The sequence below is a fragment of the Sulfurimonas sp. genome (assembly GCF_032250635.1).
Taxonomy (GTDB): Bacteria; Campylobacterota; Campylobacteria; order Campylobacterales; family Sulfurimonadaceae; genus Sulfurimonas.
Genome location: NZ_JAVVFL010000139.1, coordinates 1 through 5,908, shown reverse-complemented (window position 1 = coordinate 5,908; position 5,908 = coordinate 1). Strand labels below are relative to the sequence as shown.

The following is a 5,908-nucleotide window of genomic DNA, read 5'->3' as shown; positions in this document are numbered from 1 at the left end:
ATGCACGGCAAAACATCTACCATGAAGCGTACAAAAGAGTGCGAGATATTTAAAGATATTCCGCAAGAGTTTATCGCAACCAGATATCACTCTTTGATAGTGGATAAAAATTCTCTTCCCGATACTATAGAACCGACCGCATACAGCACGGATGATGATGAGATAATGGCGCTTAAGGTAAAAGACAAAGATATTTACGGTGTTCAGTTTCATCCCGAATCCATCATGAGTGAGTATGGTCATGAGATAATAGGAAACTTTTTAAAATTATGAGTAACAGAAACATCTTTTTCTTAATTATAGGATTAGATGCGCTATGGCTTGCCTTACAAATAGGAGAGCTCTCTATCTCCTACAACGAAGCCGAGATTTTAAGGGGCAACTTCTCTTTCCTGCAGCTTTTAGTAAATAGTTCAATTACGCTCTTTGGTCAAAACGATTTTGCGCTGCGCTCTCCTATGATACTTCTGCATATCTTGAGCGCTGTGCTGTTGTATGACATATCAAAAAACTACATAAAAGTTCAAAGAAATAGGCTCTGGCTTCTTATCATTTTTATTCTCTTGCCAGGAGTGATAAGCTCAGCCATCATTGTTAACAGCGCAGGCTTGATCTTGTTCGGTCTTCTTCTGTTTGTATATATTTATGAAAATTATTCTCTAAAATACAGCTACCTTCTACTACTTTTCTACATGCTTGCCGATGGTGGCTTTGCCGCTCTTTTTATGGGGCTTGTTTTCTATTCACTCTATAAAAAAGATAAAAAGGTTCTTCTCTTTAATCTGCTTATGTTTTTATCATCGCTATTTATTTACGGTATCGATACACACGGCTCTCCAAAGGGCTATTTTCTTGACTCTATAGGAATATATGCAGCTATTTTTTCGCCTATTATCTTTATCTATCTTTTTTATACGTTATACAGAAAGTATCTAACCAAAGAGCTGGATATGTTGTGGTTTATCTCGACCGTTGCACTTCTCTTTTCACTTCTTCTCTCCTTTAGACAACGTGTGCCCATAGAGTACTTTGCTCCCTATGTTATGCTCTGCCTTCCTCTGGTTGCGCAAACTTTTGAACACTCATATAGAGTACGTTTGAGTATGTTTAGAAGGAACTATAGATTGGCATTTATTATATCGATTGTCCTGCTTCTTATAAACTCATCAGCGGTCTTTTTTAATAAATATCTTTATTATGTAATAGAAAAACCAAAAAAACACTTTTCATATAAGATGCATGTTGCAAAAGAGCTGGCGCAAGAGCTTAAGGGCATGGGAATAAGCTGTGTTGAAACAGATGCAAAGATGTCAAAAAGATTAGAATTTTACGGTGTAACAAAATGCAACAATTATTTGCTTGAAGAAATTTCTACGGATTTCATAAAACAGGACAGTGTAACGATAAGTTACAAAAATAGAGTAGTCTACTCTGCAAATGTTACTAAAATAAACATAAATTAAATCTATTTCCCACTTAATCTTCATATATACCTTCAGATTACCTTACATGTGATAATATTTCATAAATATTAAAAACAGGGAGTTGCAATGGCTCAAAAAGCGATTAGAGAATTTGACGCAAAGTCAATTTTGGCTAAGCATTGGGATAAGTATTTTCCAGATTTCAGTTATGCATATGAAACGGTTATGGTTCAAAACGGATCAGAACTTACTAAAGCTGCAAAAGAGAAAAAATGGTTAAAAGAAAAAACATTAGTTGCTAAACCAGATATGCTATTTGGTAAAAGAGGAAAGAATGGTTTGGTTCTGTTTAAAGACTCTAAGCCGGGCGATGTATCTTTAGCAAAAGCATCATCTTGGATTGATGAAAAATCTTCTGAAAAACAGTCGGTTTATTTTTCATTTGACGGCGACACTCCGACAGGCGAAGCAAAAGTTGACATGCTTACTCATTTTATCGTTGAGCCATTTACTCCACACTCTCAAGAAGAGGAGTACTACATCTCTGCTACATGTGTCGGAGATGACGATGTTCTTTATATGTCCGCAGAAGGCGGTATGGAAGTTGAAGAGAACTGGGATAAAGTTATAGAAGTAGCATTCCCAATCACTGCAACAGAAGAGGAAATTGCTGCAAAAATCAAAAAAAGCATTCCTAAAGATGTGGCTGCAAAAGACAAAGAAGCATTCGCAACGTTTGCAATAGGCTTTTTTAAGGCTTACAGAGAGTTAAACTTTGCATACCTAGAGATTAACCCGTTTGTTCTTCAGGGTAAAAAAGTTGAGCTTCTTGATATGGTTGCAAAACTTGACGATACTGCTGGCTTTATGATGAGAGAGCAGTGGGGCGATGTTGAGTATCCTACATCTTTTGGTATGGAAGAGAAATCACCTGAGGTTTTAGCTATTGAAGATGCAGACAGTAAGTCGGGCGCTTCATTGAAGTTGACCATCCTTAAGCCTGATGCTAGAATCTGGACTATGGTAGCGGGTGGCGGTGCTTCAGTTGTTTATGCTGATACAATCGCTGACTTGGCAGGCATCGAAGATCTTGCTAACTACGGCGAGTATTCAGGCGGACCTACTACAAGTGAAACTAAATTTTACGCAGAGACTATTCTTGATCTTATGACAAGAAGCAAAGATGCAAAAGGCAGAGATAAAGTTCTTATCATCGGTGGTGCTATTGCAAACTTTACGGATGTTGCAAAAACTTTTACGGGCATCATTCAAGCATTTGAAAACAATGCAAACAAGATGAAAGAAGTTGGCATAAAAATTTATGTAAGACGCGGTGGACCAAACTATGAAAAAGGTCTCAAAGATATCAAAGAGGCAGCTGATAGACTAGGGCTTTATATTGAAGTTTACGGACCTGAAACGCATGTTACCGATATCGTGCGTATGGCATTAACAAAGTAAGGATTAGAGATGGCGCAACTATACACAAGAGACACACAGGCGATTTTTTGGAATAACAATGCAAGTGCTATTCAGAGAATGCTTGATTATGACTACACAATAAAAAGAGAGAAGCCCTCTGTAGCTGCAATTGTTGCACCTACGAGCAGCTCTAAATTTGAGAAGTTTTTCTATGGACCGGATGAGGTTATGATTCCTCTATATAAAAGTACTGCAGAAGCAAAAGCAGCACAGCCACAAGCTGATGTACTTTTAAACTTCGCATCTTTTAGAACTGCATACGACGTGACTATGGAAGCATTAGAGCTTGGCGGTTTTACTTCAATCATGGTAACGGCTGAGGGTATTCCTGAGAGATTAGCACGCAAGATGAATGCAACAGCTAAAGCTAAAAATGTTATTGTTATCGGACCTGCTACAGTTGGTGGTATCGCTCCAGGTGCATTTAAAATCGCAAATATCGGCGGTACAATTGAGAACATAGTTCAGTCTAAACTTCACCGTGCAGGTTCATGTGGACTTGTAACTCGTTCGGGCGGTCTTTTTAATGAGCTTTCAAACATTATTGCTATCAATGCTGATGGTATTGCTGAGGGTGTAGCAATTGGCGGAGATAGATTTGTTGGTTCTGTTTTCATTGACAATCTTCTTAGAATGGAAGCAAATCCTGAAGTAAAATATATGTTACTTTTAGGTGAAGTTGGCGGAACTGAAGAGTACAAAGTTATCGAAGCGGTAAAAAACGGACAGATTAAAAAGCCGATTATCGCATGGTGTATCGGAACTATTGCGAAGTATTATGACAGCGGCGTGCAGTTTGGTCATGCGGGTGCATCTGCAAACGGTGACATGGAAACAGCTGAAGCTAAAAACAAGGCTATGAAAGAGGTTGGAATTCATGTTCCTGCATCATTCAACAATCTTCCGGAAATAATCAGTGCCGTTTATCATGAGCTACACGCAGAAGGTGTTATAAAAGATATCAAAGAGCCAGCTATCAATGTATGCCCAAGCGTGAGAAAATCTAAAGAGTTTATCTGTACAATTTCTGATGATAGAGGCGATGAGGCAACATATGCAGGCTTCCCTATCTCTTCTCTTGCAACTCCGGACACAGGAAAAGGAATCGGTGATGTTATATCACTTCTATGGTTCAAAAAACAGTATCCAAAATGGGCTACGGATTTTATTGAGACTGTTATCAAGACAGTTGCAGATCATGGTCCTGCGGTTTCAGGTGCTCACAATGCAAAAGTTACAGCACGTGCAGGCAAAAGTGTCGTAGAATCTCTTGTAACAGGTCTTTTAACAATTGGACCAAGATTCGGCGGTGCAATTGATGGTGCTGCGCAGTACTTCAAGTATGCAGATGACAACAAGCTGACTCCTGCAGAATTTTTAAATCATATGAAAAAAGAGGGCGTTCCTATTCCTGGTATCGGGCATAGAATCAAGTCTCTTAAAAATCCTGACTTACGCGTAGAGGGTCTTAAGAAGTATGCAGCTAAATCTTTCCCTGCTACTCCTCTTTTGGATTATGCACTAACAGTTGAGCAGTTGACAACATCTAAAAAAGAGAATCTAATTCTTAACGTAGATGGAACTATCGGCATTTTAATGGTTGATATGTGGAGAGCGCTCGGTTACAGCGAAGATGAGATAAATGAGTTTATCTCAAGCGGTACTCTAAATTCATTCTTTATCGTTGGAAGAAGCATAGGATTTATCGGTCATGTACTTGACGAAAAACGTCTTGCAATGCCTATGTATAGACATCCAATGTCTGATATTCTTTACGATGTTCAGGTTGCAGAAAAAATATAATCTATTTTTTTAAATTCAAGGAGGCAACTCTCCTTGAATAATCCTCTATTCTCTTTAAACACCCCGTTTAAAATAAAATTATTTCTGATTTTCATATTTTTTTTGATATACTTGTAACAAATAGATTTGACTGGATTAGTATGAAAAAAGCATTTACTATGCTCGAACTTGTATTTGTAATTGTTGTAATTGGGATTTTGGCTGCCGTTGTTATCCCCAGAATTGGATCAAACAAACTTCAAGAAGCTTCAATTCAAGTTGTTTCGCACATAAGATATACACAACATTTGGCGATGGTTGATGATAGGTTTAATACTGCTGACTCAGAGTGGTATAAAGATAGATGGCAGATATTCTTTGCAAGGACAGAGGGAAGCAATTATGAGTGGGCATACTCAATATTTTCAGATAACGCAGGAGCAAGTACGGGAAATCCAGATATTAGTGAAACTGCTAAAAATCCTTTGAATACTTCTAAATATTTAACCGGTGGATATAGTGCTATTCCGTATGATGATTCAAGAGCAACTTTTGAACTAAATATTGGAAGAAAATATGGCATAACAAATGTTGATTTCTCTGCTAATTGTAAAGTAAATGGTCTTCGTATAGCTTTTGACCACTTGGGAAGACCTCTTTATGATGGTCCACATTTGTTAGATGATTCATATCGCGACGGAGTGAGTTCAAGATTAATTCAGTTTGATGCTGGCGGAGATCCTTGTATTATCACAATGACAAGCAATGAGGGAACTGTAGAAATTGCAGTAGAACCAGAAACAGGGTATGCACGCATATTGTAAGATAGTTGTTTTACCCAAATTTTACCCCAAAAAAATTCCTCCACAAACTCTCTCCCAGATTAAGAAATAAATAAGCATAACTTCCCTATAATTCCCCTCCACAAACAAAGAGACCTAAAGTTTAGGATTAAAAATCTAAGTTTGAGATCATTGAAAACTAAGCAAGTAAATAGACTTTAATAACTAGAAATAGTTAGATTGGTCATTAATAAGTTTACTTAGAAATAACTAAAATAACAACAACCGTCTATTCTATTTGGTCTCTATTAATTTAGAGATACCCAATAGTATAGATACTATACAAAAAAGTCCATTAGGTATTCAATTACATGATGGCAATATAAAGCCAATGATTTAATAATCTTGGGCAAAGATTAAACAACTTCAATTATGGAG

The 5,908-nt window shown here is 37.4% G+C and carries 5 protein-coding genes; all 5 read left to right on the top strand.

Annotated elements, in window-relative coordinates:
- On the top strand, positions 1-273 hold a 273-nt coding region (locus RQ763_RS08660), incomplete at its 5' end, for a glutamine amidotransferase-related protein (protein ID WP_314152407.1).
- Positions 270-1,463 carry a hypothetical protein gene (locus RQ763_RS08655; RefSeq protein ID WP_314152405.1) on the top strand — a complete coding sequence of 398 codons (1,194 nt, stop codon included), beginning with the start codon at positions 270-272 and terminating at the stop codon, positions 1,461-1,463. The genes RQ763_RS08660 and RQ763_RS08655, both read left to right, overlap by 4 nt.
- An 87-nt stretch (positions 1,464-1,550) precedes the next feature.
- Positions 1,551-2,885: an ATP citrate lyase citrate-binding domain-containing protein gene (locus RQ763_RS08650; protein WP_314152404.1), complete on the top strand. Its 1,335-nt coding sequence runs from the start codon at positions 1,551-1,553 to the stop codon at positions 2,883-2,885.
- 9 nt (positions 2,886-2,894) lie between these two features.
- Positions 2,895-4,709 carry a citrate/2-methylcitrate synthase gene (locus RQ763_RS08645; protein ID WP_314152402.1) on the top strand — a complete coding sequence of 605 codons (1,815 nt, stop codon included), beginning with the start codon at positions 2,895-2,897 and terminating at the stop codon, positions 4,707-4,709.
- A 140-nt stretch (positions 4,710-4,849) separates the two neighbouring features.
- Positions 4,850-5,512, top strand: coding sequence for a type II secretion system protein (locus RQ763_RS08640; RefSeq protein ID WP_314152401.1), 663 nt, complete (start codon positions 4,850-4,852; stop codon positions 5,510-5,512).
- Positions 5,513-5,908 lie beyond the last annotated feature (396 nt).

Bases quoted from the DNA above. Each gene is read 5' to 3' on its own strand.
- RQ763_RS08650 (WP_314152404.1), top strand. From the start codon at position 1,551: ATGGCTCAAAAAGCGATTAGAGAATTTGACGCAAAGTCAATTTTGGCT.
- RQ763_RS08645 (WP_314152402.1), top strand. From the start codon at position 2,895: ATGGCGCAACTATACACAAGAGACACACAGGCGATTTTTTGGAATAAC.
- RQ763_RS08655 (WP_314152405.1), top strand. From the start codon at position 270: ATGAGTAACAGAAACATCTTTTTCTTAATTATAGGATTAGATGCGCTA.
- RQ763_RS08640 (WP_314152401.1), top strand. From the start codon at position 4,850: ATGAAAAAAGCATTTACTATGCTCGAACTTGTATTTGTAATTGTTGTA.